This window comes from Porphyromonas pogonae, assembly GCF_036320655.1.
GTDB classification, from domain to species: Bacteria; Bacteroidota; Bacteroidia; order Bacteroidales; family Porphyromonadaceae; genus Porphyromonas; species Porphyromonas pogonae.
The window spans coordinates 2,212,837-2,235,313 of the sequence record NZ_CP143258.1 but is presented as its reverse complement, the minus strand read 5'-3'; the positions used below and the strand labels follow the sequence as shown (position 1 = coordinate 2,235,313).

Here is a 22,477-nt window from a genome sequence, read left to right as displayed (position 1 = left end):
TATCTACATATCTGTTCACAAAATACCTTTAGGGTGTTACAAGGGTGTGGTTGCTTACCCCAAACAGATATGCCTCATATACCGTTCCTGTTCGTCAGTACCGGATTTTGCAGTCTCGCTTCCTTCACTGCTGTCGTCACCAACAACCAGCTTGCGACTTGCTAATGCTTCGGGCACGACCCCGCGCATAAGGGATTTTCACCCTCTGGAAAAAAAAATCACCCACGCACAATAGGAATTTTCAATAAAATTTGTAAATTTGACATTTTTACTGACCTACGGTGGTGGGTGCACTGCTCATGCAGGGCACACACAAGGTATTGCCGCAATGGGGGGTAAAGTGCTTCTATGAAACTTTTGTGCTTAAACAAACGGTAGTACATCTATTGAACTTTGGTGCTGAAAATCCCCCACTGCGGCAATACCCGAACCGTTATGCGTAACCTTATAAAGACCAAACGATAAATTATGAAGTCGATAAAAATGTTAGATTTAAATGATTGGAAAATAATGAAAGAGATTCATATAGTCTCTAAAAATTCATATGACCAAGAAATTGTAATTGGAGTTATTGCATATTTGCGTAAAATACAGAAAGATTATTATTTAAAGGACGATCCTGAACCAAATCAATTTTTAAAACTTTTAAATTATCCTAAACAGGAATTATTTCCAAAGGATTACTTAGATGACATAATTTTAAATTCTATTAAAGATAGATACCCTAAATCATATGTTCGGAATACTCAAATCTCATTTGATTCAGACCTAGAAAAGATTAAAATAATAACCCAAGTCCCGAAACAAGCTGCAACAATTGAAATTCGACCTAATTTCAGTCAAATTGATTTATCAAATATTCTTGGAAAATCATTTAACGTGTTCAATAAAAGTGTAAACATTTATCAACATTTTTTGGCGGATAGTATTAAAGGATTGTATTTCACAGGAACTTGTGATTTTGAAAATCGAGAAGAAACTTTAAGACAATTATATGAAATAGAATTCCTTTAGATTATGGCTATAGTACGACCAAGACTAAATGACTTTCACGGACTTCCTTTTTTACAAGAAGAAGTGGATTTTGCTATACCATTTTTGGATGAAGACATCCCACTTTATGTTGACCCATTTTTACTTTGGAAAATTAATTCTCAACAAGATAATTCACTACATACGAGTATTGTAAATCTTTTCAATGAGCTTGGGAACAACTATTTAAAAGGAAAAGAAAATGAAAGCAGGAGTATACTAATTGAACTTTCAGAATGTAGCGAAGTGGGATTAGGTAACTCTAAAACTCGGAAAGGAAAAAAAATTGGGATAAAAACCGCAGATGAAATTTTAAACCTTTTCAGGGCAATTCCACAATTAAATAAGCAAGGTTTTCAACATTTTGAAGAAATTCAATTGTTGGTTGATAATGTTTCAAAAGACAGAATTAGTGACATAAGTTGCTCATTAATAAAGTCATTCTTGGCAGACTACACAATAGACCAATGTCAAAAATTGAAAATTCCAATAGAGAAGTGCTCAATTCCAATCTATGACTATAAATCCTTTAAGTTTAAAACAGAAGAAACATATTTACCAATAAATCCTGAAAATAATGAACCTATAATTTTTACTCCTAAAAGGTGGCTTAAATATGTTCCTTGGATAAATTATGATGACTTTTTTCATAATTACTACATAAAGGATGTAGAAAAACATTATGATGGAAAACTCAATCGAGTCGAAATTTTAAACTTTAACAGAAATAATTACGATTTAATACAGTCATATATCACCCTTAAGGAGGGTAATGCTCCAGATCGGGAGTTGTCAAAAAAATCATCTGATTATCAACAATAATTTTAATCTATAGGTATAAAGGCAGGGATATATTCTCTGCCTTTCGCTATTTTTACGATTAAAAACAATGAAAAAATGAGTTTACAAGAACGTTTCGGTACTTTATGCTCCAGATTGGGAGTTGAGTTTTTATGTCCGCATTGCCACTCTAACAATATTATCAAAAGTGGTAAAAGTAGTACAGGTAAACAACGTTACCAATGTAAGAATTGTCACAAACGTTTTATAACGAACTACAGATACAAAGCCTATATGCCCAACACCAATCACAAAATTATTCAACTAACCAAAGAAGGATTGGGCATTCGTAGCACGGCACGAGTATTGGGGATTTCAGTTACCACTTTGCTAAAACGAATTTTGCTGATAGCAAGCAAAATCAAACAACCACCTATTGCTATAGGCAAAAGCTACGAAGTGGACGAGATGCGTATATTTATCGGCAAGAAAAGCCGTTTGCGTTGGTTAGTGTACGCTTTGGATAGAGAAACTCGCAAGGTAGTAGCTTTCAATGTGGGCAGACGCACTAACCGCACCTTGTCGGTAGTGCTTAAAAGTCTTTTTCTATCGAAAGCCAAAATGATTTATACCGATAAACTGAAAAACTACGGCTATCTTATCAGCCGAAAAATACATCGCACCGTTTTTCGCTCCACCAACCATATCGAACGACACAATCTGACACTTCGCACCCACTTGAAACGATTAAATCGAAAAACTATTTGCTATAGCAGGAGTTTGGCGGTACTAATGGCTACGATAATAATTTATTTGTGGTATTAGACTGCTCTATTCCTTTACCAAATGCTTCAAACTATCATCATTCCTAATCCGTTCCATTTCAGATAAGACAATATTTTCTACATCTGCTTTTATTTGCTTATAGTTTCGTTCGATATCTTGTTGCATCGTGTCGTTTCCGTTTTCATCGGTAAAAGAGACAATTTCCGGGATTTTTTGGTAAGCTTTTGTTTCGGCAGCAACACGAGCATTGTCCACCACGATTTCGCAGTGAAAGATTTTCTGCTCAATGCGTTCGTCGAAATTATCCGACACCGCACCTACGAACATTCCCTGCGTAAGATTGCTAATTTTTGATGCCGGAATAAGGCTGTCCATCTGCGTGGAAATAGAAGTCGATTTATCCTGTCGGTTGATGGTCATCGATTGCCGTTTCTGTAACACTTTTCCGAAACGTTCCGATAAGGTTTTGGCGGTTTCGCCAACCACCTGTCCCGAAAAGATATTACCCACCGTATTTTGGATAACCTTGCTCTCCTTATCGCCGTAATCGCGTGTCAATTGCGAGTAATCCTGAAATCCCAAGCAAACAGCCACTTTATTACTTCGTGCCGTGGCAATCAAGTTATCCAATCCACGAAAATAGATTGTCGGCAACTCATCAATAATTACCGAACTTTTCAACTGCCCTTTCTTGTTAATCAGCTTGACAATTCTCGAATTATACAATCCCAACGCTGCCGAATAGATATTTTGACGGTCGGGATTGTTACCCACACAAAGTATTTTCGGCTCTTTCGGGTTATTAATATCCAATGAAAAATCATCGCCCGTCATTACCCAATAGAGTGCGGGCGAAATCATTCTTGATAACGGAATTTTTGCCGATGCAATCTGCCCTTGCAATTGGTCTTGTGCACCGCCTTCCCACGCATCCATAAAAGGCGACAAGTAGTTTTCCAATTCGGGATAGCTTGTGAGAATAGTAAAAGTATCGGCATATTTCTTGTTTAGAAACTCGATAGCGTGCGGAAAAGTGCAATATTTGCCGTTTTCATAGATTTTCAAATACCAAATAATGGCAGCCAACAAAATAATCGGACTTTCCACAAAAAAATCGCCCTGTTTCTGTATCCACGTTTTGTTCAGGTTCAGCATAATGGTATAAGCACTCTCGTACGCATCCGAAATATCGGTCATAAACTGCGGATTTATCGGGTTACATCGGTGGCTTTTGCGCGGATTATCGAAGTTAATCACGTAAAACTTCGGCGGCACTTCATACTTATCAATATGTTTCAGCAGATGATTGTAAGCAATGGTAGAAAGGTCGTCGAATTTAAAATCGTAGATATACATCGAAAAGCCTTTCTCAATTTGTTGCTTGATGTAGTTGTTAACCACGGCATACGATTTTCCCGAGCCGGGAGTACCTAAAACAATAGTCGCACGAAACGGATTTACCACATTTATCCAACCGTTATTCCACTTCTTTTTATAGTAAAATCGCGTAGGCAGATTGACCGAATATTCGTTTTCCATCAATCGGGTTTCCTGCATAAAACTCTCGTTTTCGGTATTGAACACATCATCCATCAGGTTGTTTTTCAAAAGGCGACTAATCCAAAGTCCTGCCATCAATAGGCAAATATAACCTGCCGAAATTGTAAAAATATACCACACTGCAATACCTGCTTTGGCAATTGGCAACGCCAATATCCAAAAATTCAGAAAAAACAGCACAATGCCGAAACCCAACACAATCCAAATTTTCGTCCACGTGATTTTTTCGGTTTTTACGCCTTTTGTTCCCAAACAAGATAAAGCTAAAAACAACACCGAAAAGAATTTCGTAATCAGCGGATGCTTGTACAATCCTGCCGTTCGATGAAAATTCATCAAAATTCTGTCTAATACACCAATCGTTACGTTCCATTCCCGGAACGCTTCGTAGCAATACCAATAACAGTGAATTACCACAAATAAAATACTTACGGCTCGCATAAATTCCATTGTTTTGGCGAGTCCCCTTAAATCGTCTTCTTGTTGCATAAAGCCTTATAGTTTTCTTCTTTTTCTGTTGATTTTCAGTTTTCCGTATTTGTTTCTCAACTTACGTTGAAAAGCCAACTCTTTGTAATCGATACCGTGAACGGTAATTGGCAAATCACTGTTTTCGGAAAACTCTTCGTAAAATAGTTCTTCTTCGATTGCTTGATTCGCAGAAAGTTCTTTTTCTGTATTGATTTGTTTCACTGTATCAATCTCTTGTATAGAATAGTCTAAAAACGGATTTTTTCCGTTTGTAAAATAGTCGTTAAACACGTTAGCCGAATAGCCTTTGCCCAATCGTGAACCATTGGCGACCATACCCAAACTATCCGAAAGAAACGTAACACCGTAAATTCGTCCTTCTTCGTTTTGACGAAAAACCACATCAATACCGTGAACCTTCATTGTAGTCAAAAATTGCTCTTTATCAGGCGAATTTTTCATTGTTTCAATAATCGCATTGCGAAACAAAGGAGCTTTCTCTTTGATAACCGCTTTCGATTTTTCAAAATGACGTGAAACAGCACTAAATCCGGTTCCACGACCGATTTTACTCGCGTGCAAAGGCGACATCAATTTATTCCCGTCTTTGTCGGTTATGGCATAGACCAAACCGTCGTACTGTTTACCTTTGTATTCCTTTCGTACTTCTTCTACGGAAATATTGTATCGGGATAAAATCAAATTCATCTCGCCGAGCGACTGAAAAGCGTATCGTTTCAGTACAGCCCGAACCACATCGGAAATCTGTTCACGAACATTCCCATTATTTATATCTGCCGATTTAATTTCCTTTACGGCAATATCTTTTTGCGGTTTTTTACGACTTTCGCTCGGTATTAAACCGTATTTCAGTTCCAAATCATCGGTTATTTTCTTGCTTCGTCTACCTTCAAAAGCGTGTGGGAGTTTTTTTCCGAAACTATCTACCCGAAGCGATACAATATGAATATGCTCACGAGCAATATCGTTGTGCTTAAATACGATAAAAGGCTGATTTCCATAACCCATTCGTTCCATATATTCCGAAGCGATATTTTGTAATTGTTGGTCTGTCAATACATCATTCGGATGCGGATTAATTGAGCAATGAAATACAGGCTTTTTGGTGCGAATACCCGACGGCAAACGGTTTTCCATATCTGCCAATGCACGAAACAAGTCTGTTTTGCCGTTCTCGTCCACGCTCAAAAGCGAAGTAAGAATAACCGAAGCCGTTCCCGCTTTTACCTTGGCGAAGTTGTATCCCAATACATTTTTCAGGCTAATCGGAGCAGTTATTTCGGCAACCATTTCACACTAAATTCTTCGGTTAAACGGATGCTCTCTTCCAAAAGCGATGTAGTTTTCTCTTGATAGGTTTCCAATTTTGCCAATAAAACACGAGCGGTATTTATCGAATGATAAACATTAATCGAGCGGACAGCCTGATTATACAGCACGCCTATTTTACGCATTTGAGCGTTGATATGGGTTAATCGCACGTAAAAATCTACGGCGGAAGCATCGTGAGAAATTACTCGAAAAGGCGTTTGAAATATCCGATGACGGATAAAATCCGACTTGCTTTTCGCACCTGACCGCTCGAACAGGTCGAGAAATCGGGCATTATCCCTTTCGTTCAATCGCAGATAATAGCGAAACGATGTACTGTTTTCAATCTCTTGCTTTTTCATCATTGTATAGATTTAGGTTTTAGGTTACGACTTTGGAGTAAACTTCACATCCCCGCACCGGGGCAAGGAACTTTTGTCGGCTAAGCAGCGCGTTGTCGGACAAAAGTACACCTTGCCGAATTAAACGTATTGAAAAGCTATCAAGGCAGTCGGAATTTATGCGATGACTGTCCAAAAACAGTTGTTCGGAAACAATGTGAACTTATCCGATACAAAGTTACGTCGCTATTTTGTAGCAATAGGCGGGTTTATCTCCATCCGAGGAAAGCCTAAGAAAGCGTAGTCAATCGAAGCCTTGACTTTGGTGTATTTACGCTTTTCTTTGTGCAATAATACAGAAAAGAATAAGAGAATGAACAAACAAAAGAATGAATGCAAGAATGTGTGCAATATTTTCTTTGTGCAGTTATGCAGTTATGCAATTATGCAGTTGTGCAGTTGTGCAAGCATACAAGAATAAGAGAATGAATACAATATTATGTGAATACGATAATAAAAGAATATGAGAATAAAGGAATGTGTGCAGAAAAGAATAAAAGAATACACAAACAATTAAACAAATACAATTATGCAAAAACAAAAGAATGAACAAAAGCACAAACCTGTTTACGTCGGTTTCGGTTCGCTGAAAGGTGGCGTGGGTAAAAGTAGCATTGCCGAAATTTTGGCAAGCTACCTGTATTACGAGAAAAAAATCAATCTGTTTGTCGTTGATTGCGATTTTTCGCAATACAGTTTTTTCAATATGCGGGAAAGAGACAAACAGACCGTTCAAAATGGCAATTCCGCACTGTTGGAGCGAATGAAAAAACATTTTGAGAGTTTTGGCAAACCTGCCTATCGTATTCTAAAAAGTACGTCTGAAAGAGCTTTGCAAGATGCCGAAAGCTTTTTGGCAAAGCATTCTGCTGAGAAGTTCGACTACGTCTTTTTCGATTTGCCCGGCAGAGCCGACGATACGGCATTGGTTGGATTAACAGTAGATATGGATTACGTAATTTCGCCCATAGAACCCGATCCGCAATCGCTTGTAGCTTGTATGACTTACGCTCTTGCCGTGCGTGATTTAGGTGTTTCACTGACAAGCAGTAAAATCCGTCAGATTTATATGCTTTGGAACAAAATCGACAAACGGGTCAATCCTGCCGTTATCGAGTTTTACGACCAAGAGATAGCCCGTCAGGAGTTGGGTATTCTCGACAGTCGGTTACCCCGCTCATCCCGTTTCAAAAAAGAGTTGACACCCGACAATCGGGATGTGTTCCGTTCCACCTACCTGCCACCCGATAAAAAGCTGCTCGCAGGAAGCAATATCGAAGAGCTTGCCGAAGAAATAATTAGAAAACTAACATTATAATAAGCTGTTAGCCATTGGCTGTTGGCAGGGAAAATGGAAAATTTACTGACTGCCCAATGATTTTGAATGCCAAGCTAATAGCCAACAGCAAAAAGCAAAAAGCCAAAGAATATGCCTACAATCGAAGAACAACGTAACAAAGCCATTGCCGAACAAATCCGCAAAATGGCAGGAATGGAACCGGAAGAAACATCCCAATCAAACACCGTTATTCCGAAACAGAAAACGGAAAAACCGAAAGAGAAAGCCCAAGAAATAGTTTCACAAATTGTAGATTTTGAAACCTATACGGAAACATTTCTTAATCCCTGCATAATTGAAAATCGTGTATCTTTTTCGTTAAATAGAGAAACACTCGACGTGTATCGCCATATCCTGCACGATTTGCGTAGTAAAACCACGCTTTCTGCCTACATAGAAAATGTTTTGCGGGAACATCTATCCCGACACAAGGATACCATCGGCAAAGGCATCGAGAAAAACAGACGAAAACCCATTATCCCATAAAACAGAACTACTATGAATGCAATACCCTTACTTCTAATTGTTATTGTGTTGCTGTTGGTGTACATAATAATTTTTGAACACGACAAAAAAGCACCGAGAAACAAGCCGAACACGACTTCCGAAAATGTGCTGAAAGCAGAAAAACAGATATCCGTTATCGGGAAAACCAAAACATCGTTTCCATCGCAAGGAACGGAAAGAAAGCCTAAGGAAGCCGATGAAAATCGGGTTATAAAAACAGCTACATTTGCACCCGAAAGTCCAAGCGTGGACGATGAAAACGAGTTTCATCCGATGTCGCCCGAAAATGAAATAGATGAAAGCTTGATTGAAAATGAAGAACTCAACATCCTTTTCGGCGAAGATATTCAAGTTTCCGACGAAAGCCTGACGACAAAAGAAATTCGTCAGATGCAACGAGCCGTCGAACGTAAAACAGTTTCCGAACAAGAGAAAACATCATTACAAAAGACGGCTCAAAAGCTGCGTGGCAGCGATTTTCTTGAAAAGTTGAAAATGCACGAAGCCATGCAGCAAGAACTCAGCACACAATTGATGCAGATTTTAGCCGGAAATGAAACATCGGAAGTTAAATCCGAAGTTGAAACACCACCGGAAAATTGGATGCAATTTTTATAAAGCCCAAAGTTAACCTTAATCTAAACCTTGAAAGCAAGAGACGGAACAAGCCGCGTCAGCCAATCTAAACCTTAAATCTAAGGCTTGTTCCGTACTCTTTTTAACCGACATTTCATAACCTTAAACATTAATATTATGACAAAAAAGAAAATTCATCTTGTGTTCATTATGGCGACACTCTCTGCTGCCAACCTTTTTGCTCAGGGCGACGGCTCTGCCGGAATTAACGAAGCCACTAAAATGATAACTGGTTATTTCGACCCTGCCACCAAATTGATTTATGCCATTGGTGCAGTAGTAGGACTTATCGGCGGAGTAAAAGTGTACGGAAAATTCTCAGCCGGCGACCCCGATACGAGCAAAACGGCAGCATCGTGGTTCGGAGCTTGTGTGTTCCTGATTGTAGCAGCTACCATTTTACGTTCATTCTTTTTGTAAAAATGGCGGAATTCGAAATCAACAAAGGAATCGGCAGAACGGTAGAGTTCAAAGGACTGAAATCTCAATACCTGTTCATTTTCGTGGGCGGGTTGTTGGCTGATTTCATCCTTGTCGTTGTCCTTTACATGTTCGGCGTAAGCCAATCACTCTGTTTGGTCTTGGGTGTATCGGGTGCCACCGTGTTGGTGTGGCAAACTTTCGCCATGAACCGAAAATACGGAGAGTACGGCTTAATGAAACGCCGTGCGGTGGGTTATCATCCCCGCTATTTGATCTGCCGTAGTTCGGTGTGCCGTCTTATACAAAAATCTAACCGCAAGAAAGGAGCAACTCGATGAGAAACATCAGCAAGAAAAGCCGATTGGAAGATAAGTTCCCGCTTTTGGCGATTGAAGGCGATTGCATCGTATCGAAAGATGCCGATGTAACCGTTGCCTTCTCGTTGGAACTGCCCGAACTTTTTACCCTTACATCGCCCGAATACGAAATAATGCACGCCACTTGGAACAAAGCCGTGCGTGTATTGCCCGATTACAGCATTTTGCATAAGCAAGATTGGTTTATCAAAGAGAATTACCGTTCCGATTTCGGCAAGGAAAATCTCTCTTTTTTGAGCCGTTCGTATAAAAGACATTTCAATGAACGTCCGTTTCTCAACCATTCCGTATATCTCTATCTGACCAAAACCACCAAACAACGAATGGCACAACAGAGTGATTTCAGCACTTTGTGCCGGGGAACTATTTTACCTAAAGAGATAAAAGACAAAGAGACCATCGGTCGATTTTTGGAAAGCGTGGATCAGTTCGAGCGGATTATTAACGACAGCGGAATAATGCAACTTACCCGTCTTTCGGCAGACGATATTTGCGGGACGAATAGAAAAAGGGGATTATTAGACCGCTATTTTACACTAAATGAAGCGGAGCAGGCATCTTTGGCAGATATAAAACTCGGAGCGTCGGAAGTGAAAATAGGCGACAATATACTCTGCCTTCACACGCTTAGCGATACCGATGATTTGCCGACAAATGTCAGCACCGACAGTCGTTATGAAAAACTATCCACCGACCGCTCGGATTGCCGACTATCTTTTGCCGCACCCGTGGGGTTGTTACTTTCGTGCAACCATATCTACAATCAATATCTGTTTATCGGGGATAGCGATGAAAACTTGCGAAACTTCGAGAAGCAAGCTCGCAATATGCTTTCGTTGGCAAGATATTCTCGTTCCAACCAAATCAATCGGGAGTGGATAGAAGAGTATCTGAACGTGGCACATTCGCAAGGTTTGACTTCCATCAAAGCACACTTCAACGTGTTGGCGTGGAGCAATGACAAAGAAGAACTCAAACAGATAAAAAACGATGTTGGTTCGGCTCTTGCCCTTATGGAGTGCCGTCCACGACACAACACCGTAGATGCCGGAACGCTCTATTGGGCGGCAATGCCGGGTAATGCAGGCGATTTCCCCGCCGAAGAGAGTTTCTTTACCTTTATCGAACAGGCACTCTGTTTCTTTACCGGAGAGACCAACTACAAAAGTTCGCCGTCGCCTTTCGGTATTAAAATGGCGGACAGGCTCACGGGAAAACCGCTGCATTTGGATATTTCCGATTTGCCGATGAAAAAAGGCGTTATCACGAACCGAAATAAATTTATTTTAGGACCATCGGGAAGCGGAAAATCCTTTTTTACCAACCACATGGTACGCCAATACTACGAGCAAGGCACACACGTACTGCTTGTGGATACGGGAAACTCGTATCAGGGACTTTGCTCGTTGATTAACCGTAAAACAAAAGGAGAAGACGGTATTTATTACACCTATACCGATGAAAATCCCATTTCGTTTAATCCGTTTTACACCGATGACTATGTTTATGACGTAGAAAAACGGGAAAGTATCTCTACGCTTTTGTTAACGCTATGGAAAAGCGAAGACGAAAAGATTTCTAAAACGGAAGCGGGCGAATTGGGTTCTGCCGTGAACGTGTATCTTGACCTTATCCGAGAAAACAGAGAGATTGTGCCCGGATTTAATTCGTTTTACGAATTTCTCAGGGATACTTATCGAAATGATTTGGAAAACAGGGACATCAAAGTAACCAAAGAAGATTTCAATATCGATAATCTTTTGACTACGCTCAAACAGTACTACAAAGGCGGTCGCTACGATTTTCTGCTCAATTCCGATAAAAACATCGACTTGTTATCCAAACGCTTTATCGTGTTTGAAATTGATGCGGTGAAAGACAATAAAGACCTATTTCCGGTAGTAACCATTATCATTATGGAAGTCTTTATCAATAAGATGCGACGCCTGAAAGGTATTCGCAAGATGATATTGATTGAAGAAGCGTGGAAAGCTATTGCATCGGCAAATATGGCGGATTATATCAAGTATCTATACAAAACCGTCCGCAAATATTTTGGAGAAGCCATTGTGGTAACGCAGGAAGTGGACGATATTATTCAAAGTCCTATCGTGAAAGAGAGTATCATCAATAACTCGGACTGTAAAATCCTGTTAGACCAACGCAAGTATGCCAATAAGTTCGACAGCATACAGAACTTGTTGGGTCTGACAGAAAAAGAGAAATCGCAAATCCTTTCCATTAACATGAACAACGACGGAGGCAGGCTCTATAAAGAAGTGTGGATTGGTTTGGGTGGGACACAATCTGCCGTTTATGCTACCGAGGTTTCCACGGAAGAGTATTTGACCTACACCACCGAAGAGACCGAAAAAATGGAAGTGCTCAATTTGGCTGAAAAGCTCGATGGCAACATTGAACAGGCAATCAAACAACTTGCTGAAAAGGCAAGGGAGAAAAGAAATGGAAATAAATCAAATCAATAACCTTTTAAAAATTATCATCATGAAAGCGAAACTTTCTCTTATTCTATTGGCTTTTGCTCTTTGTTTCGGGACAGCCAACGCCCAATGGGTGGTAACCGACCCGGGTAACTTTGCAGGTAATATCGCCAACTCGGTTAAAGAGATAGCCACGGCAAGTAAAACCGTAAAAAACACCCTGAACGGGTTTAAAGAAGTGGAAAAACTCTACAACGACACCAAAAAGTATTATGATGCCCTTAAAAAAGTAAACAACTTAATCGGCGATGCTTACAAGGTAAAGGAAACATTGGTTATGGTGGGCGACATCACGGGAATTTACGTGGATGCTTACAAACGAATGCTTTCCGACACCAACTTTCGTCCAACCGAACTTGCTGCGATGGCATCGGGTTATGCCCGATTGCTTGAATTGAGCGGCGAGTCAATCAAAGAGTTGAAATCCATAGTGCAAAATGGTTCTTTCTCGATGAACGACAAGGAACGTATGGATATGATTAACGCTATCTATGAACAGGTAAAAGAGTACAAAGCAATCACATCCTATTACACTCGCAAAAACATCTCAGTAAGCTACGTTCGTGCCAAGAAAAAAGACGATACTCGTCGTGTACAGGAACTTTACGGTATGGATGAACATAGATTTTGGTAAATAAAAGTAAACAAGTTGACGAGTAAACGGGTCAAAGCGATAGACAAAATGCTGAAAATAAGGATAATCGTATCTTGTTTACTTGTAAACTCATCCACTAAAAACTAATAATATGGATTTTAACAGCCTACACGAATTGTTACGTACAACGTACAACGAGATGATACCCTTATCATCACAATTGACGGGTGTAGCCAAAGGAATTGCGGGATTGGGTGCGTTATTTTACATCGCGATGCGAGTATGGGCATCGTTGGCACGTGCCGAACCCATTGACGTGTATCCCTTGCTACGACCTTTTGCATTGGGATTGTGCATCCTGTTTTTCTCGCCGTTGGTTTTGGGAAGTATCAATGCCGTATTAAGTCCGATAGTAAAAGGCACGGAACAGATGGTAAAACAGCAAAACAGTGAAGTACAGACATTGAAACAGAAACGAGATGATTTGCAATACGAAGCACTCTTGCGAAATCCCGAAACGGCATATTTGGAAGACCAAGCCAAATGGGACGAGAAAATCGAAGAAATGGGAATCATCGGTGTATCCGATGCAGTTACCATTGCGGGAATGTATGCTGAAAGAGCAGCTTACAATACCAAAAAATGGATGATGGAAAAGGTCTATGAACTGTTGGAACTTTTATATCAAGCTGCGGGATTAGTCATCGACACGGTTCGAACTTTCTTTTTGATTGTCCTATCCATTTTAGGACCAATTGTATTTGCCATTGGTATGTGGGATGGATTGGGCGGTTCAATAACGGCTTGGTTCAGCAGATATATTTCCGTCTATTTGTGGTTGCCTGTGAGTAGTATCTTGACTGCTCTTTTGACAAAAATACAGGTGTTAATGCTACAAAAAGACATCGCCATGTTGGAAGACCCTAACTTTATTGCCGATGGAAGCAATTGGTATTACATCGTTTTCTTTCTTATCGGTATCGTGGGTTATTTTACCGTACCCACCATAGCAGGATGGATTATCGAAGCAGGCGGTGGTATGGGCAATTACAGCAAAAACCTGAGTGAACAGGCAAAACATGCCGGAAACAAAGCCGTAACAGGCGGAAAAGCGACGGCTGCGGCAGGCGGTGCAGTGGCAGGAAATGTTGCCGGACGCATTCGCGGAATGCTTAAAAAGAGATAACCCAAAAACAAACAAGTGGACAAGTAAACTGCGTAAAGGGAAAAATCCTTGACAATCCGTTTACTTGTCCACAAAAAACTAATATTATGGAATTCAAATCATTAAAAAACATCGAAACATCCTTCAAGCAGATACGCTTGTACGCATTGATTTTTGTTGTTCTCTGCTTGTGTGTCTGCGGATACGCACTCTATCAATCATACAGCTTTGCCGAAAAACAACGAGAAAAAGTATATGTGTTGGACAACGGAAAATCGTTGATATTGGCACTTTCACAAAATGCGGAAGCCAATCGTCCGGTAGAAGCAAGGGAACACATAAGACGTTTTCACGAACTCTTTTTTACCGTTGCACCCGACAAAAATGCCATTGAAAGCAATATGAAACGTGCCTTTATGCTTGCCGACAAGTCTGCATACAATTACTATAAAGATTTAATGGAAAAAGGGTATTTCACACGAATAATTTCGGGAAATATCAATCAACGCATCGAAATAGACAGCATCGTGTGCAACTTCGAGAGCTATCCTTACAGAGCAAAAACATTTGCTCGGCAATACATTATTCGTCAAAGCAACATCACGGAACGTTCGCTTATAACCGATTGCGAACTGATTAATTCGGTGCGCTCCGACAATAATCCGCAAGGGTTTACCTTGGAACGTTTCGTTGTATTGCAAAATCAAGACATTCAAACCATAAAGCGATGAAGCGAGCCTATTTGAGATTGCACTTGTGGCTTAAAGCAGGGTGCGAACGACTGACTATGCGTCAGCGACGAGTAATTCTGATAACCGTGTGCAGTATTTATTTTATCAGTTGTATCGGATTGATTATACCGATGTTTATTCCTGAAAAGAAAACCGAAAAAACGGAACAGACCGAAATAATCAAACAAGACGTGCCGGAACTGATAGATACACCGATACTGAAAGACAGTTTGTATCAGACAGAAAAATTTGAACAATCAACTACCTAAAATCAATAACTATGAAAAATGAAAAAGAACAAAGTCAAGAAATCCTTCCACCGGAACAGACCGCTCATTCGACGCAAGAAGAACAAGAAAACAGCGGAAAACAAGACAAACCCGACAAAAGAGACATCGTTAAACAATTGTCGCCACAAGATAAAGAGAAACTAAAAAAGGCAATTGTTTTCAGTGCAATGGGTATTCTTTTCGTTCTGTTTATGTGGCTTGTTTTTAAGCCGTCATCGGATGAAAAGAAAAAAGCGGAAGAGCAAATCGGATTGAACGACGATATTCCGCAAGCATCCAATCTCGACTTACCCGACGATAAACTGAAAGCCTATACACTTGGTACAGACGAAGAAAAAGAGAAAAATCAACAAGGAATGATTGGCAGTTTGTACGATTATTTCGACCGTGAAAGCGAAAACAGGAACGAAGCTTTATCGGCATACAAAACCGACAACGACGACCCTATGTTAAAATCGGTCAATCAATATCAAGAAACTACCCGGATGTTGCAAGCATTTAACGAGCCGCCTGCTCACGACCCTGAAAAGGAAGAGTTATGGCGAGAAGTAACGGAACTTCGTGACAAGCTTATCGAGTTGGAAGAGAGTAAAAATGAAGAAGACGACCACATCGCTTTAATGGAAAAGTCGTATCAGTTGGCTGCCAAATATATGCCGCAAAATCAGCAAACGGCAACAACAAATCCTTTTGAAACTGCCGTTGAGCGAGAAATGGACGAGCCGTTGCCTAATGCTCACACCAAAGCGGAAGCCAAAACCAAAGAGCCGACATTTACCGTACTGCCCGAAATGAAAAACGTGGTTTCGTCACTTTATCAAGAAGTACCGGACAGCGTGTTTATGGCTGAACAATTACAAGAGCGTAATCGCTATTTCTTTTCCGGTACGAATAATATCAATGAAGGCTTGGATAAAAACACGCTGAAAGTATCGGTTCATGAAACGATAACCATAAAAGACGGCGAAGCTGTTCGTTTACGTCTGTTGGAAACGGCACGGGTAGCCAATCTGCACCTTCCGAAAAACAAACTCTTGACCGCCATTGCCAAAATACAAGGTAATCGCTTAACCCTTTCCGTAACAAGCATTGAGCAACAAGGGCGAATTATCGGCGTCAATCTCTCGGCGTATGATATGGACGGACAGCAGGGTATCTTTATTCCCAATCACGAAGAGATGAACGCCGTGAAGGAAGTCGTTGCCGGAATGGGACAATCGGCAGGAACGAGTTTCACGTTTAATTCATCCGCAGGACAACAATTGGCTGCCGATGCAGGAAAGGGTGTAATGCAGGGTGCATCGCAATACATTAACAAAAAAATGCGGGAAGTAAAAGTAACGCTTAAAAGCGGACATTTGCTTTATCTAACAGACAATAAATAAGTTAATTACAAATCAAAAAAAACAACAACAATGAAAATTAAACAACTATTTTTATCTACCATTTTATTGGCAGGAAGTTTTCTTGCTAACGCCCAAATCGGCTCGGGCGACCTGTATCAAGGTATGAGCCGTTCCATTCCTAACGGAAGAGTAGTGTTGCCTTACGGCTTGCAAATCACGTTCGAGAAAACCGTTCATCTGATTTTTCCCGCTCAAATCCGTTACGTTGATTTGGGAAGCAGTAACATTATTGCAGGGAAAGCGGAAGATGCCGACAACGTACTTCGCGTAAAGGCTGCCGTGCGTGATTTTGAAACGGAAACCAATCTTTCGGTTATTTGTGATGACGGTAGTTATTACAGTTTCAATGTAAAATATGCCGAAGAACCGGAACGCCTGAATATCGAAATGCAGGATTTTTTGCATTCGGGTACGAACAATTTGCCCACCAACAAAGCCGATATTTATTTCAAGGAATTGGGTAATCAATCGCCCGTGTTGGTCAAGCTGATAATGAAAACCATTTGGCAAAACAACCGCAGTGAAATCAAACATATCGGCTCGAAAAAGTTCGGTATTCAGTTTCTGTTACGTGGACTGTATTCGCACAACGGACTTCTGTACTTTCACTTACAAATGAAAAACCAAAGTGAAATGCCGTACAACATCGACTTTATCACGTTTAAGGTGGTCGATAAAAAAATAGCCAAACGTACCGCCATTCAAGAACAAGTTCTACAACCATTGAGAGCCTATAACGATGTTATCCGTATCGGCGGATTGCAAACACAACGTTCGATATTTACATTGGAACAGTTCACTTTGCCGGATGATAAAGTATTGGAAGTAACGCTCTTTGAACAAAACGGCGGTCGCCATCAGACCTTTATCGTAGAGAACGAAGATTTAATCCGTGCGAAAAACATCGATAACTTAAAACTGAAATTCTGATGAGACGGATACTTTTATTTTTCGTGATGACGGTGGCGATAGTTACTGCATCACACGCTCAACGGCTTATTCCCGGACAACGTGGATTGCAATTATCCGCAGGTGTTCCGATTACGGAAAGCAAGCTGTTTGAAAACGGTAATTTCAATTTGGAAATGGCGATGACGATTAATCACAAACGAGCTAATCAATGGTTGTTTGGATTGGAATATGCGAAAAAGCATTTTGCTTATCGTGAAATGCAAATCCCTTCCGAAACGGTTGTTTTTGAAGGCGGTTATCTCTTAAATCTCTTTTCCGATGCAGGAAAGAACGTATTGCTCAATACCGGAATTACTGCCGTTACAGGTTATGAAACGGTTAATCGAAATGAAAAGCTTTTGTCCGACGGTGCAACACTATTGACACGAGACCGATTTGTTTACGGCGGTGCTTATCACTTGGCATTAGATGTGTTTGTAATCGACAATCTTGTGCTTTTCGTAAAAGGGAAATGCAATGTGTTGTGGGGAAGTGATGTGGAGATGTTCAGACCTTCTTTGCAAACGGGGATAAGGCTTATTTTATAGCTCTATAAATCTCCATAAAGGGAAACTTTACAAAAGTAAAATCAACAAACAAAAAAGAAATAAAAATGAAAATAAAACAGAAATTACTTAAAGATATTTGGGTAGTGGGAGTGCTACTCATTGCCGGGTTTTGTCTATCTGCTTGTGATAGTAAATTGGATATTCAACAGGCTTACGAATTCGATATTCGCACGATGCCGGTGCGTAAAGACATCAAACAAAACGAAACTGTCGAAGTTAGATGCACCTTAATCGAAACAGGGAACTTTGCCGATAATCGTTATACCATTCGTTATTTCCAAAGTGAAGGATACGGCGAGTTGCAATTAGGAAAAGATGGAGATGTTTTTCTGCCTAATGACCGCTATCCATTACCGGATAAAGAGTTCCGATTGTACTACACTTCACGCTCAGACGATAGTCAGCAGTTTGAAGTGGTTGTGGAAGATAGTTTCGGAAATGAAAGGAAGTTGGAGTTTCAGTTTAATGCAAAAGATGAAGATAAAAGGGAGTGATATCCCAAATTGTTTCATACATGAAAATTAAATAAATTATGGAAAAGCCCTTACATGTGATATGTAGGGGCTTTTTGACTAAAATCTGTTTTCCGCAAAGTTTATAACTTTGTTAAAATCCAGTCCATCTCGGCAAATTTCTTTTCCTTCTTTTCTTTGTTTGCCTTTTCCCCAAAGAAAAGAAGCCCCGAAAGTTCACGAAAAACTTTCGGGGCAGTCAGAAAAAATGAAAACATCAAGCCGTCATCCGCTTTCGGATAAGGTGTGCGTTACGATTTACAAGTGAAATAATTTGTTCGTGATATTCGGTATTTACGTTGCAAACGCCACGTGATTGAATAACTTTCAAGGTTTCTAACGAAACTTCCACCGTTTCAATTCGTTTGCCGTTTATTTGTGCAGTAAAAACAAGTGTGTCGGGTTTCAAAAAGTATTCGTTCGTAAATACGCAATGTTTAAGGGCGTTTCCTTCTTCGTAAAACTCGTTTACATCTTTCAAAACACGAATGTACAAACTACCTTCCGAAAATTCCAATCCGATAAATTTTGCTTTCAGTTCTTGATACGCTTGTTCATTTTTCAACAAGCGTTTTCGCTCTTCTTCACGCTTTTGGCGTTCTTGCCACGCCTTTTTCTTTTTCATCCAACGGTCGTGTTCGGCTTTTAAATCAATCGGACATACAAATTTTGCGTTCTGCACATCTTTCCCGAAAAATCGCAACAAATCCACATAGTCGCACCAAAGTGATACATCAGTTACTGTGTACTTATTACGGATGCAAATCTTAATACTTGCCCAATAATCATCAAGGCTTTGTGAACGTCTAACCGAAAAGTGACGTAATAAATCGTATTGTTCCGCTTTCAATAAGGTTTCCATTCGACTATCCGAAAGGATGTTGCAAAACAGTGTTCGGGGCGATAAGCGATGAAAATTTCCTTTAAATCCGTTGCGTTTCACTTCGGGAATATAACGTTTATGTAGATAAACTGCTACGGGCGAAATATGTTGTGAATGATGTTCACGGCGTATTTCAAGTTCTGACGTCCAATTCCAAACATCGTAATAAAATATACTCATATTTCTCGACCGTGCCATTATCTCACATTTTCCGCTTGGTGTTATCCAATGTTGCACCACTTCGCGACAAAACAGACGTGCCGGATTACCTACTTGACAATGTTTCTCTAAAAAGAAATAACGCAAGACTTGAAAGCCACCGCAAACGGTTATCATTCCAAAGTACTCGGCATACTTAAAAGTCTGTTTTTGGCTATTGATTACCTTTAACTCTGTTCCGCAATTCGGACACGTGCAACCGCAAATGCTCTCTGCTAAAACGTGTCCACCTTTCCACGAGTGTCCGCATTCCAAACAGGTTAGCTTGCCGCTTTTCAGTCGTCGGGCTTGCAGGTCAAAACAGTTTTGAAATGCCCAATCTTTCTGTCTTTGGGTAATTGGTGCAAGTCGCTTACTTTGTTCGGCGACTTGCTTTTGAAGTTTTGTTTTAGGTTTCATAGGTCAAAAAGGCTTTTTTGAACGCACGGTTGAGCTTGTACATTCTGACGTTTCCTGCTTATAGTCATACGATTGTAAACTTCATTTTCAACTCGTTTGATTGCGTTTTGACGTGCTTGTTCCTTTTCTTCGGCAGTCAATTCAACAGTGTGATTTACGACCACTTGACAGTTGATTGGATTGCCGATTTCAATATCTTTTTCGTCATAATAATGCACTGCCAACGAGTAAATTTCTTCATCGGCAAAACCATTGCATCCGCTCTGTTTTACCCAATTAAGAATGTAGGTACAACAATCGTTGATATTCTTGTCGGGATTACTAAAAGATACGGCAAACAGCTTGTCCGTTTCGGCTCTATCTCTCAGATAGGTTCCTATGGTGTTTTTGAAATGTTCTGTTGTTTTCATTTTTCTGAATGTTTTAATGGTGTATTAAAATAGCCGTTTGATTGCGATAGTAGATTGATGATAGTTCAAAACACTTTTGATTGAAAAATCAGAAGTGAAAAACTCATCGCCGGAATGCTTTCCGTGTGCAGAGTAAATTGCTGTTCCGTGTTGATAAAACGACATTTTGTAGTTGTTCAAACAGCTTTCGGGTGTAAGGAATGTTTCTTGTTCGTTTTCATCCAATTCAACAAACGCCCAATCTTTTCCGCCCAATATTTGGTCTATTTCGCTTTGGGTGTTTTCGTCTGCACAATAAAAATCAACCGATGTTTCGTAATAGTTTAGCGATATAAATCCGGGTTCATTTTCAACTGACTGAACGGCTTTAAGTCGTTGTATCATCGTTTCTCGCCACTCTTTTGTGCAATGGATGATAGCGAAGTGGCAGTTGTCCCAATCGCTGTCTGTATCGGCTTTTACCAAAATATAATCTGTAATGTTAAATGCTTTTTTCATATCTCATTCTGTTTTTAACTGTTTGTAAATGATTTAATTAATGGGACAATGGTTGTATATAGGCAGTCCCAATTCGTTCAATATCTTGGTCTCCTTAACGTACCCGATAGTGATTATTTGTCCGTATCTCTTTCCGTCTGATGCCATTACCGTGTAAAGACTGCCCGAAGTCCAACGGAAATAGTAAATCTCTTTGGCGTCCAACTTGGTAAGGTTTTCACGCATCGTTATTAAATTGGTCGGTTTCATATTCTGTTTGTTTGAATGTTATTTGATTGTTATAATATGTATGATAATATCAATCCTATTACGGCAATAATAACTGCCAATTTCAGTACGGTTAACAAGATGTAAAGCGTTTCTCGGATGATGAATTTCAGTAGCGTAGATGCCGTTAAAATCATTACAAGCATTAACGTTTCCGAAGTAGCGATAACCGAAACAGCGTAAACCGTTCCGATTATCAGAAATAAAGCTACTATCAGCCGTAAAGGGGTTGATTTCATTGAGTTATTGATTAGATGTTAATACGTCTTTGATTTCTTGCCAATCCATCCACATTCGTAGGAACTTCGAGAAAGAATTACCTTTGTAGTTCTTGGATTGTAATATTCTGTATTCACGAAAGTTACGTGCTTGCGTGATAACAATTCGGTGTGATAATCGGATAATTTTCATACGGCTTGATGTTCTTTAATAGGCTCGTACAAGGCTTCGCCATTACAGAAATTGGCAATTTTACGGACTTCCGTGTAACCGTAATCATCACGTATTTTATCGAGAATTTTATCAGCTTCAACTTTTTCTAAGGCAAACAGAAACTCGAAAAGTGTATCAAAAGGCTTATAATTTCCCAATTTGGCGTTGTAAGCATCTCTCACAAGTTTACGCAATTCACGTTTTTTCGGCTTATAGGCTTTGAAGTCGGCATAAATATCATCGAATATATCATCTGCGTCACGGTTTGAAACATAATTCCTGCACTCGTAAATGCAGTCTAAATACTTGTCATTGGGTGTATAATCAATACAAGCACCCGAATAATAAGCTGCCGTTATCACAATATCAAGCGTATGAAAGCGGTGTCTATACTTATCCAAATAGTAACTCGGATAGTTCCGGTTACTTCCTTGCACGTATTCAAGATGTTTAGGCACATTCTCAAATGTAAAATCATCGTCTTCCACCACTATACAGCGATTTTCAAAAGCAAAATTATTGGTACTCATAGCTTTTCTTTTTAAGTTGTTCCACACAATGTTTCACTATTTCGCCCACAGGGACAGGGTTTTTACCACAGTTTATGCGGTAATGGGAGGAGGTGTCGCTTCGTTTCCCAAAGTCCTTTTCTGTATATATTTCTGACTGTTTCATAACTTCTGACATTTTTTTTTGCGTCCAAAGGTCGGAGTATGCCTGTTTCGTTTCGAGGGCTTAAAAAGGTAGTGGCTTCGGCAAAAAGCAAGGTTTTGGCAAAAAATACGCTCGCCACAAAGTGGAAAGAGGAAGATTTTTTAGCCAAATCCAAAGGGCTTGACCTTGCATTTGACGAAACACGTTTTACCTTTGCCCGCCGAACGAAACAATACTCGTCCTTTTGGAAAAAATCGGGAAGAACAAAAATGAAGTCAGATTATAACCGGAAAGTGAGAAAACGAAAAAGGGATAATTTCTTGGTAGAAACTATCCCTTTTATGAAGTAAA

28 protein-coding genes are annotated in these 22,477 nt (G+C 39.9%); 18 read left to right on the top strand and 10 right to left on the bottom strand.

The annotated features are described in order from the left end of the window. Window positions 1-54 precede the first annotated feature (54 nt). Window positions 55-189 carry a hypothetical protein gene (locus VYJ22_RS08890; RefSeq protein WP_329903637.1) on the bottom strand — a complete coding sequence of 45 codons (135 nt, stop codon included), beginning with the start codon at window positions 187-189 and terminating at the stop codon, window positions 55-57. 279 nt (window positions 190-468) lie between these two features. On the opposite strand from VYJ22_RS08890, the gene VYJ22_RS08885 reads away from it, so the two are divergent. The 3 genes from VYJ22_RS08885 to VYJ22_RS08875 all read left to right on the top strand — a co-directional run bounded on the left by VYJ22_RS08885 (window position 469) and on the right by VYJ22_RS08875 (window position 2,637). Continuing rightward, on the top strand, window positions 469-1,014 hold the full coding sequence (locus VYJ22_RS08885; protein ID WP_329903636.1) for a hypothetical protein: 546 nt from the start codon (window positions 469-471) through the stop codon (window positions 1,012-1,014). A gap of 3 nt (window positions 1,015-1,017) precedes the next feature. Then, window positions 1,018-1,854, top strand: coding sequence for a hypothetical protein (locus VYJ22_RS08880; protein ID WP_329903635.1), 837 nt, complete (start codon window positions 1,018-1,020; stop codon window positions 1,852-1,854). Window positions 1,855-1,929: 75 nt separating this feature from the next. After that, the gene (locus VYJ22_RS08875) at window positions 1,930-2,637 is read left to right on the top strand and encodes an IS1 family transposase (protein ID WP_329903634.1); all 708 of its coding nucleotides are present in this window, start codon (window positions 1,930-1,932) and stop codon (window positions 2,635-2,637) included. Window positions 2,638-2,643: 6 nt separating this feature from the next. On the opposite strand, the gene mobC is transcribed toward VYJ22_RS08875, so the two are convergent. Genes mobC through VYJ22_RS08860 form a run of 3 tightly spaced genes read right to left on the bottom strand, consistent with a single transcriptional unit; the run spans window position 2,644 to window position 6,326 of the window. Further along, window positions 2,644-4,647, bottom strand: coding sequence for a conjugal transfer protein MobC (gene mobC / locus VYJ22_RS08870; protein WP_329903633.1), 2,004 nt, complete (start codon window positions 4,645-4,647; stop codon window positions 2,644-2,646). A 6-nt stretch (window positions 4,648-4,653) separates the two neighbouring features. Further along, the gene (mobB, locus tag VYJ22_RS08865) at window positions 4,654-5,940 is read right to left on the bottom strand and encodes a conjugal transfer protein MobB (RefSeq protein WP_329903632.1); all 1,287 of its coding nucleotides are present in this window, start codon (window positions 5,938-5,940) and stop codon (window positions 4,654-4,656) included. After that, window positions 5,925-6,326 (bottom strand): plasmid mobilization protein, encoded by a 402-nt coding sequence (locus tag VYJ22_RS08860; protein WP_329903631.1) that lies wholly within the window; start codon window positions 6,324-6,326, stop codon window positions 5,925-5,927. Before VYJ22_RS08860 ends, mobB begins: the two co-directional genes overlap by 16 nt. 565 nt (window positions 6,327-6,891) lie before the next feature. On the opposite strand from VYJ22_RS08860, the gene VYJ22_RS08855 reads away from it, so the two are divergent. The 14 genes from VYJ22_RS08855 (at window position 6,892) to VYJ22_RS08790 (ending at window position 18,346) form a co-directional block, all read left to right on the top strand. Next, window positions 6,892-7,680 (top strand): ParA family protein, encoded by a 789-nt coding sequence (locus tag VYJ22_RS08855; RefSeq protein WP_329903630.1) that lies wholly within the window; start codon window positions 6,892-6,894, stop codon window positions 7,678-7,680. Window positions 7,681-7,791: 111 nt separating this feature from the next. After that, window positions 7,792-8,187, top strand: coding sequence for a DUF3408 domain-containing protein (locus VYJ22_RS08850; RefSeq protein ID WP_329903629.1), 396 nt, complete (start codon window positions 7,792-7,794; stop codon window positions 8,185-8,187). Window positions 8,188-8,199: 12 nt separating this feature from the next. After that, the gene (locus tag VYJ22_RS08845) at window positions 8,200-8,826 is read left to right on the top strand and encodes a hypothetical protein (protein WP_329903628.1); all 627 of its coding nucleotides are present in this window, start codon (window positions 8,200-8,202) and stop codon (window positions 8,824-8,826) included. A 135-nt stretch (window positions 8,827-8,961) separates the two neighbouring features. Further along, window positions 8,962-9,264, top strand: coding sequence for a DUF4134 domain-containing protein (locus VYJ22_RS08840; RefSeq protein WP_329903627.1), 303 nt, complete (start codon window positions 8,962-8,964; stop codon window positions 9,262-9,264). A 2-nt stretch (window positions 9,265-9,266) separates the two neighbouring features. Then, complete coding sequence (locus VYJ22_RS08835; RefSeq protein WP_329903626.1) at window positions 9,267-9,605, top strand: DUF4133 domain-containing protein; 339 nt, start codon at window positions 9,267-9,269, stop codon at window positions 9,603-9,605. Continuing rightward, complete coding sequence (locus VYJ22_RS08830) at window positions 9,602-12,130, top strand: TraG family conjugative transposon ATPase (RefSeq protein ID WP_329903625.1); 2,529 nt, start codon at window positions 9,602-9,604, stop codon at window positions 12,128-12,130. The genes VYJ22_RS08835 and VYJ22_RS08830 overlap by 4 nt, the downstream gene beginning before the upstream one ends. Window positions 12,131-12,149: 19 nt before the next feature. Next, on the top strand, window positions 12,150-12,779 hold the full coding sequence (locus VYJ22_RS08825) for a DUF4141 domain-containing protein (protein WP_329903624.1): 630 nt from the start codon (window positions 12,150-12,152) through the stop codon (window positions 12,777-12,779). Between the two features lie 112 nt (window positions 12,780-12,891). Next, on the top strand, window positions 12,892-13,926 hold the full coding sequence (traJ, locus tag VYJ22_RS08820) for a conjugative transposon protein TraJ (RefSeq protein ID WP_329903623.1): 1,035 nt from the start codon (window positions 12,892-12,894) through the stop codon (window positions 13,924-13,926). An 86-nt stretch (window positions 13,927-14,012) separates the two neighbouring features. Then, complete coding sequence (gene traK, locus VYJ22_RS08815; protein WP_329903621.1) at window positions 14,013-14,636, top strand: conjugative transposon protein TraK; 624 nt, start codon at window positions 14,013-14,015, stop codon at window positions 14,634-14,636. After that, window positions 14,633-14,905 (top strand): hypothetical protein, encoded by a 273-nt coding sequence (locus tag VYJ22_RS08810; protein ID WP_329903619.1) that lies wholly within the window; start codon window positions 14,633-14,635, stop codon window positions 14,903-14,905. Before traK ends, VYJ22_RS08810 begins: the two co-directional genes overlap by 4 nt. A gap of 11 nt (window positions 14,906-14,916) precedes the next feature. Then, on the top strand, window positions 14,917-16,311 hold the full coding sequence (gene traM / locus VYJ22_RS08805; RefSeq protein WP_329903618.1) for a conjugative transposon protein TraM: 1,395 nt from the start codon (window positions 14,917-14,919) through the stop codon (window positions 16,309-16,311). Between the two features lie 36 nt (window positions 16,312-16,347). Further along, window positions 16,348-17,262, top strand: a complete 915-nt coding sequence (gene traN / locus VYJ22_RS08800; RefSeq protein WP_456238424.1) for a conjugative transposon protein TraN — start codon at window positions 16,348-16,350, stop codon at window positions 17,260-17,262. Beyond that, window positions 17,262-17,831 carry a conjugal transfer protein TraO gene (locus VYJ22_RS08795; protein ID WP_329903615.1) on the top strand — a complete coding sequence of 190 codons (570 nt, stop codon included), beginning with the start codon at window positions 17,262-17,264 and terminating at the stop codon, window positions 17,829-17,831. The genes traN and VYJ22_RS08795 overlap by 1 nt, the downstream gene beginning before the upstream one ends. 71 nt (window positions 17,832-17,902) lie before the next feature. Then, on the top strand, window positions 17,903-18,346 hold the full coding sequence (locus VYJ22_RS08790) for a DUF3872 domain-containing protein (RefSeq protein ID WP_329905601.1): 444 nt from the start codon (window positions 17,903-17,905) through the stop codon (window positions 18,344-18,346). Between the two features lie 235 nt (window positions 18,347-18,581). Here VYJ22_RS08790 and VYJ22_RS08785 read toward each other — a convergent pair whose 3' ends face one another. From VYJ22_RS08785 to VYJ22_RS08760, 6 genes are all read right to left on the bottom strand, one after another. Beyond that, window positions 18,582-19,865, bottom strand: coding sequence for a PcfJ domain-containing protein (locus VYJ22_RS08785; RefSeq protein ID WP_329903614.1), 1,284 nt, complete (start codon window positions 19,863-19,865; stop codon window positions 18,582-18,584). Next, window positions 19,862-20,275 (bottom strand): PcfK-like family protein, encoded by a 414-nt coding sequence (locus VYJ22_RS08780; protein WP_329903613.1) that lies wholly within the window; start codon window positions 20,273-20,275, stop codon window positions 19,862-19,864. Before VYJ22_RS08780 ends, VYJ22_RS08785 begins: the two co-directional genes overlap by 4 nt. Before the next feature lie 24 nt (window positions 20,276-20,299). Further along, a complete protein-coding gene (locus VYJ22_RS08775; RefSeq protein ID WP_329903612.1) occupies window positions 20,300-20,773 on the bottom strand; it encodes a hypothetical protein in 474 nt (157 codons plus the stop codon). A gap of 33 nt (window positions 20,774-20,806) precedes the next feature. Then, on the bottom strand, window positions 20,807-21,022 hold the full coding sequence (locus VYJ22_RS08770; RefSeq protein WP_329903611.1) for a hypothetical protein: 216 nt from the start codon (window positions 21,020-21,022) through the stop codon (window positions 20,807-20,809). Between the two features lie 425 nt (window positions 21,023-21,447). Next, a complete protein-coding gene (locus tag VYJ22_RS08765) occupies window positions 21,448-22,002 on the bottom strand; it encodes a hypothetical protein (protein ID WP_329903610.1) in 555 nt (184 codons plus the stop codon). Continuing rightward, window positions 21,989-22,147, bottom strand: coding sequence for a hypothetical protein (locus VYJ22_RS08760; protein ID WP_329903609.1), 159 nt, complete (start codon window positions 22,145-22,147; stop codon window positions 21,989-21,991). The genes VYJ22_RS08765 and VYJ22_RS08760 overlap by 14 nt, the downstream gene beginning before the upstream one ends. A gap of 38 nt (window positions 22,148-22,185) precedes the next feature. Between VYJ22_RS08760 and VYJ22_RS08755 the strand changes: the two genes are divergently transcribed. Continuing rightward, on the top strand, window positions 22,186-22,476 hold the full coding sequence (locus tag VYJ22_RS08755) for a hypothetical protein (RefSeq protein WP_329903608.1): 291 nt from the start codon (window positions 22,186-22,188) through the stop codon (window positions 22,474-22,476). Window position 22,477: the final 1 nt, after the last annotated feature.

Coding starts and splice junctions, on each gene's coding strand:
- VYJ22_RS08810 (WP_329903619.1), top strand. CDS start 14,633: ATGAAGCGAGCCTATTTGAGATTGCACTTGTGGCTTAAAGCAGGGTGC.
- VYJ22_RS08850 (WP_329903629.1), top strand. CDS start 7,792: ATGCCTACAATCGAAGAACAACGTAACAAAGCCATTGCCGAACAAATC.
- VYJ22_RS08760 (WP_329903609.1), bottom strand. CDS start 22,147: ATGAAACAGTCAGAAATATATACAGAAAAGGACTTTGGGAAACGAAGC.
- VYJ22_RS08890 (WP_329903637.1), bottom strand. CDS start 189: ATGCGCGGGGTCGTGCCCGAAGCATTAGCAAGTCGCAAGCTGGTTGTT.
- VYJ22_RS08775 (WP_329903612.1), bottom strand. CDS start 20,773: ATGAAAAAAGCATTTAACATTACAGATTATATTTTGGTAAAAGCCGAT.
- VYJ22_RS08860 (WP_329903631.1), bottom strand. CDS start 6,326: ATGATGAAAAAGCAAGAGATTGAAAACAGTACATCGTTTCGCTATTAT.
- VYJ22_RS08840 (WP_329903627.1), top strand. CDS start 8,962: ATGACAAAAAAGAAAATTCATCTTGTGTTCATTATGGCGACACTCTCT.
- VYJ22_RS08765 (WP_329903610.1), bottom strand. CDS start 22,002: ATGAGTACCAATAATTTTGCTTTTGAAAATCGCTGTATAGTGGTGGAA.
- traM (WP_329903618.1), top strand. CDS start 14,917: ATGAAAAATGAAAAAGAACAAAGTCAAGAAATCCTTCCACCGGAACAG.
- VYJ22_RS08825 (WP_329903624.1), top strand. CDS start 12,150: ATGAAAGCGAAACTTTCTCTTATTCTATTGGCTTTTGCTCTTTGTTTC.
- VYJ22_RS08845 (WP_329903628.1), top strand. CDS start 8,200: ATGAATGCAATACCCTTACTTCTAATTGTTATTGTGTTGCTGTTGGTG.
- traK (WP_329903621.1), top strand. CDS start 14,013: ATGGAATTCAAATCATTAAAAAACATCGAAACATCCTTCAAGCAGATA.
- mobB (WP_329903632.1), bottom strand. CDS start 5,940: ATGGTTGCCGAAATAACTGCTCCGATTAGCCTGAAAAATGTATTGGGA.
- VYJ22_RS08885 (WP_329903636.1), top strand. CDS start 469: ATGAAGTCGATAAAAATGTTAGATTTAAATGATTGGAAAATAATGAAA.
- VYJ22_RS08785 (WP_329903614.1), bottom strand. CDS start 19,865: ATGAAACCTAAAACAAAACTTCAAAAGCAAGTCGCCGAACAAAGTAAG.
- VYJ22_RS08780 (WP_329903613.1), bottom strand. CDS start 20,275: ATGAAAACAACAGAACATTTCAAAAACACCATAGGAACCTATCTGAGA.
- traJ (WP_329903623.1), top strand. CDS start 12,892: ATGGATTTTAACAGCCTACACGAATTGTTACGTACAACGTACAACGAG.
- VYJ22_RS08875 (WP_329903634.1), top strand. CDS start 1,930: ATGAGTTTACAAGAACGTTTCGGTACTTTATGCTCCAGATTGGGAGTT.
- VYJ22_RS08855 (WP_329903630.1), top strand. CDS start 6,892: ATGCAAAAACAAAAGAATGAACAAAAGCACAAACCTGTTTACGTCGGT.
- VYJ22_RS08830 (WP_329903625.1), top strand. CDS start 9,602: ATGAGAAACATCAGCAAGAAAAGCCGATTGGAAGATAAGTTCCCGCTT.
- VYJ22_RS08770 (WP_329903611.1), bottom strand. CDS start 21,022: ATGAAACCGACCAATTTAATAACGATGCGTGAAAACCTTACCAAGTTG.
- VYJ22_RS08755 (WP_329903608.1), top strand. CDS start 22,186: ATGCCTGTTTCGTTTCGAGGGCTTAAAAAGGTAGTGGCTTCGGCAAAA.
- VYJ22_RS08835 (WP_329903626.1), top strand. CDS start 9,267: ATGGCGGAATTCGAAATCAACAAAGGAATCGGCAGAACGGTAGAGTTC.
- VYJ22_RS08795 (WP_329903615.1), top strand. CDS start 17,262: ATGAGACGGATACTTTTATTTTTCGTGATGACGGTGGCGATAGTTACT.
- VYJ22_RS08880 (WP_329903635.1), top strand. CDS start 1,018: ATGGCTATAGTACGACCAAGACTAAATGACTTTCACGGACTTCCTTTT.
- mobC (WP_329903633.1), bottom strand. CDS start 4,647: ATGCAACAAGAAGACGATTTAAGGGGACTCGCCAAAACAATGGAATTT.